At 75.8% G+C, this 3943-nt stretch carries 4 protein-coding genes and 1 pseudogene; 3 read left to right on the forward strand and 2 right to left on the reverse strand.

The genetic code is table 11. The features are described 5' to 3' along the window. On the reverse strand, positions 1-380 hold a 380-nt coding region (locus VG276_00575; GenBank protein ID HEV8647914.1), incomplete at its 3' end, for a class I SAM-dependent methyltransferase. Between the two features lie 175 nt (positions 381-555). Between VG276_00575 and VG276_00580 the strand changes: the two genes are divergently transcribed. The 3 genes and pseudogenes from VG276_00580 (at position 556) to VG276_00590 (ending at position 3227) form a co-directional block, all read left to right on the forward strand. Then, positions 556-1869: a hypothetical protein gene (locus tag VG276_00580; GenBank protein ID HEV8647915.1), complete on the forward strand. Its 1314-nt coding sequence runs from the start codon at positions 556-558 to the stop codon at positions 1867-1869. A gap of 332 nt (positions 1870-2201) precedes the next feature. After that, positions 2202-2834, forward strand: a complete 633-nt coding sequence (locus VG276_00585; protein ID HEV8647916.1) for a hypothetical protein — start codon at positions 2202-2204, stop codon at positions 2832-2834. Positions 2835-2912: 78 nt separating this feature from the next. Next, a pseudogene (locus tag VG276_00590) lies at positions 2913-3227 on the forward strand (thiamine pyrophosphate-binding protein). 80 nt (positions 3228-3307) lie between these two features. On the opposite strand, the gene VG276_00595 reads toward VG276_00590, so the two are convergent. Beyond that, positions 3308-3943, reverse strand: a 636-nt coding sequence (locus VG276_00595) for a hypothetical protein (protein HEV8647917.1), incomplete at its 5' end; no start/stop codon positions are given.

The raw sequence follows: 3943 nt of genomic DNA on the forward strand, positions 1-3943 counted from the left end.
ACGCGGTAGCTCTCGGCCAGCGCGGCGGCCGGGTCGGCCACGGTGCACAGCACCAGCATGCACACCACCGCGTCGAAGCTCTGGTCGGCAAACGGCAGCGCCTCGGCGGGGGCGTCGCACAGCTCCACCGGCACCCGCGCGACCGCCAGCTTGCCGGCCAGGCGGGCCCGCATGGCCGGGTCGGGCTCGCAGGCCACGACCCTGCTGGCGTGCTGGTAGCAGGCCAGGTTGGTGCCGGTGCCGGCGCCGACCTCCAGCACCTGCCCGGCGAGGTCGCCGAGCAGCGCGGCGCGGCGCTGGCCGAGCCAGCCGCGCTCAAGCGGGCGCAGCTGCCGGTCGTACAGCGCCGCGTAGATGCGGTGGGGTCTCACCATGGGCATCGACGGGTCAGGTGGATGCTGGCGCCACCGATGCTAGCCCGACGCCGTCCGCGACGCCGGCCCAAGCTCGCCGGTCCTGGCCAGGCTGCTCGAGCGAGTCACCGCGGCGCTCGACGGCGGCCTGGTGCCAGCTCCGCCGCTGCCCGCAGCCGCCGCCACGCCGGAGCAGGCAGCGATGATAGTGGCCCGTCTCGCCGGCTCAGGAGACGCCTCGCTGCTGGCCGGCTTCGACCCCGAGCTGCACGGCGGGGAGCTCCGCGGCGACGGCGGCTACCTGGCCACGCGCGACGGGCCGCGGCTCGTCGCGCTGGCCGCGGCGACGCCGGCGGTGGGCGACCCGCTGCTCCGCCGCTACCTCGACGTGCACCGCGCCTACGGGTACCGGGAATACCGCAACGGGTCGCTGTGGGAGCTGCTCGGCGCGGTGCTGGGCCACCCGGAGCAGGGCTGGGTGCGCGAGTGGCTGGCCCACCTGGGCCTGGTGGTGCTGGCGGCTCCGAATCGGGGTGAGTTCCTGGAGGGCCTGGAGATCGCCGTGCTCGGGCTGCAGGCCAGTGCCGGCGACAGCAGCGCCAGGGAGGAGCTGGCCGCGCGCCGGGACGCTGCAGTGGAGCAGGCGGGCGCGCTGCCCCCCTCGCCGCTCCGCGGGCAGGGGGACGTGTGGGGCGTGCACCGGCGGCGGCTCGCAGCCCTGGCCGAGGCCTTCAGCCAGTTCCCGGCCGGTGCCTCGGACGCCGCCGGTCTCGCAGCCACGGCGCTGCGCGTGGGCAGGGGGTTCGCCGGGATCACCGCGCCGGCCAACCTCACTCTGGCCGAGACGGCGTCGATCGCCTTGCCGGGCGACAGCGGCTCGGTCGAGCGCGCCCTGGCCGCCGCCGAGGAGGCGGCCCACAACATCCAAGACACCACGTTCTGCGCACGCACGACGGCCCGGGTGACCGCGATGCGGCAGCGCTGGTGGCCCCTGCCTCCGCTGGATCCGGTCCAGGTGACCGCGGTGATCGGCCGGCTGTCCCGCGACCGGTCGGCCCCCGAGTTCGGCGCGGTGCACGTCATCGGTGAGCGGTACGAGCATCGTGAACCCAGCAGCAGCGTGGTGATGCCGCGGCAGATGCTGACGGCCGACACCCTCGACCAGCTCGTCACGGTCTATCAGCGGCCGACCGAGGACTTCCTGCGCCACAACGAGGGACGCGGCTGGGCGCCGGACGAGCGCCTGGACCACGGCACCTTGGTGAACGTGCCCGACCCCGGCTTCCCGCCGCTCGTGGCCGCCCGGCTGTCCGCGGCGGCACTTGCCGGCGGGCCCCCAGGCCCGGCCCTGTCCGCGCTGTTGCGGCACCTCGTCCCGGTCACCGGGGCCGACGTCACCGCGCTCGGCACGGTGCTCGCCCGGCTGCTGCTCTGCTCGCCGACCCAGGACGTCCAGCTGCTGGCCGAACTGCGCCGCCTGGTGACCGGGGCCGCTGCTGCGGCGTCGGCGGAGTGAGCCAGGCGCCGCCTCCCCGAGCTCCCGCTGGTGCCGCGCCGGGCCGCCCCGAGCGCCGCCGCCACCGTGCGGGGTCGTCAGCTCGTCGACGTACTGCTGGAAAGGATGGACGCGACCATGCGGAGTCCTGACCGGTGAGCGCTGAGCGGATCCGGTCGCTGCCTGGATCCAGCCGCCGCCCGGGTACGGTCGCCGTGAGCTGCGGGTCCGTGATCGAATCGAGGCTGATCGGGCCCACGGGCGATGCCGCTCCGCCGCCGGGCCGTGACGACCCGGGCCCATGCTGGGGTTGGCGCCGTCGGCGCCGCTCACCGATGTAAGGAGTGGTCGCCATGCGACAAGTCCGGACCACCGCCGTCCTGCTGTTGCTCGCGGTGCTGTCGCTGGCCGCGTGCAGCGGGTCCAAGGGATCGAACCAGGCCACGCCAGGCTCCGCCGGAGCGACCACGACCACCGCCGCGCCACGGACGCCGGGGACACCCACGTCGACCGGCAAGGCGGGCACGACGGACACGACCAAGACGAGCACGGACGCGGTGTGGTCGAGTGCCCCCAAGACGGCGACGCGCTCGGTCACGTCCATCCCGAGGCTGGTGAACGTGCGGTTCGCGCACCACCCGTCGTTCGACCGGATCGTGTTCGACTTCCAGGGGGAGGCGCCCGGCTACCGGGTGGAGTACGTCGACCAGGTCAGCCAGGACGGCAGCGGGGAGCCGGTGCCGCTGCAGGGCCGGGCGTTCCTCAGCGTGGTGTTCACGCCCGCGGACATGCACGACGAGCGGGGCAACACCACCTACTCGGGGCCGAAGACGCTCACCCCCAGATACCCCTCGCTGCGCCAGGCGAAGTTCGCTGGCGACTTCGAGGGGTACGTGAGCTGGGGCCTGGGGCTGGACGACACGGTCGGCTTCAGGGTGAGGGTGCTCAGCGCGCCCACCCGGATCGCGATCGACGTGGCGGCCTGACGGCCTGACGGTGTGTCGGGAGGTACCGGCCCCAAACAGCGCCTGTGCCATGGCCTGTGCCATCGGTAGGGTGAGGGAATGAGCGTGGAGCAGCCGACCTCCACGACCCGGCCCCTGGTCCGGACCGGGGGGCGGGTCGTGGTCGACCAGCTCCTGGTGCACGGGGTGGACACGGCCTTCTGCGTGCCCGGCGAGAGCTACCTGGCGGTGCTGGACGCGCTGCACGACGTCGGGGAGCGGCTGCGGCTGGTGGTCTGCCGGCAGGAGGGCGGGGCGGCACACATGGCGGCGGCCTTCGGGCGGCTGACCAGGCGGCCGGGGGTGTGTCTGGTGACGCGGGGACCGGGTGCGACCAACGCGAGCGTCGGGGTGCACAGCGCGTTCCAGGACTCGGCTGGGTGGGTCCACAGCGCCGTCTCTGGGGTGGGTCCGCAGGCGGAGACTCCGGTCAGCGCCGGTCGCGGGCGGGCCCGTCACAGCGCCCACCAGGTGGTGCCGTCGGCGCCGATCGGCCAGCGGCCGGCGAGCAGCAGGTGGCCGGCCGCCTCCAGAGGGCCGCCGGGGATGCCGGCGACGGTGGCGGCGACCAGGCCGCTCAGCCAGAACACGGCCGCGCCGCCGGCGGCCAGGCGGACGGCCTCGTCGGCCTCCCGGCGCGGGGTGGTCCTGGCGGTGACGACGAGCGCGCAGACCCGCAGGGCGCCCTCCAGCTCCTCGTCCAGGCCGGCGCGCAGGGCCGCCAGCCTGGCCGACCGGCGCAGCCCGTCGGCCGCCTCGATGGCGGCCGGGGCCAGGCGGCCGAGGACCCGGCCCGCCTCGGCCCACGACGGCAGCCAGCCCGGCTGGCCGCCGCCCAGGGAGGACGCGAGCAGGTCGAGCGCCCCGCGCTCGCCGGCGTCGGGCCCGGCGCCGGCGCGGCAGAACCAGGCCGTCCCGGCCATGCCGGCGAGCAGGCTTGCGACCGCCGGCCCGCGGGCGCCGAAGGCGCTGGCAAGCTCGGCCCGCTCGGCGCCGTCGTGGAAGGCGAGCGGCCAGGCCGCCTCGGCCAGGGTGGCCAGCGCGCCGGCTGGGGTGGGCGCACGGGCGAGCCCGACCGGCCGGCCGCTGCC

This window comes from Actinomycetes bacterium (assembly GCA_036000965.1).
GTDB lineage: Bacteria > Actinomycetota > CALGFH01 > CALGFH01 > CALGFH01 > DASYUT01.

What these genes read in the sequence shown, in the direction of transcription:
- VG276_00580 (HEV8647915.1), top strand. Translation starts at nt 556, where the DNA reads ATGATAGTGGCCCGTCTCGCCGGCTCAGGAGACGCCTCGCTGCTGGCC.
- VG276_00585 (HEV8647916.1), top strand. Translation starts at nt 2,202, where the DNA reads ATGCGACAAGTCCGGACCACCGCCGTCCTGCTGTTGCTCGCGGTGCTG.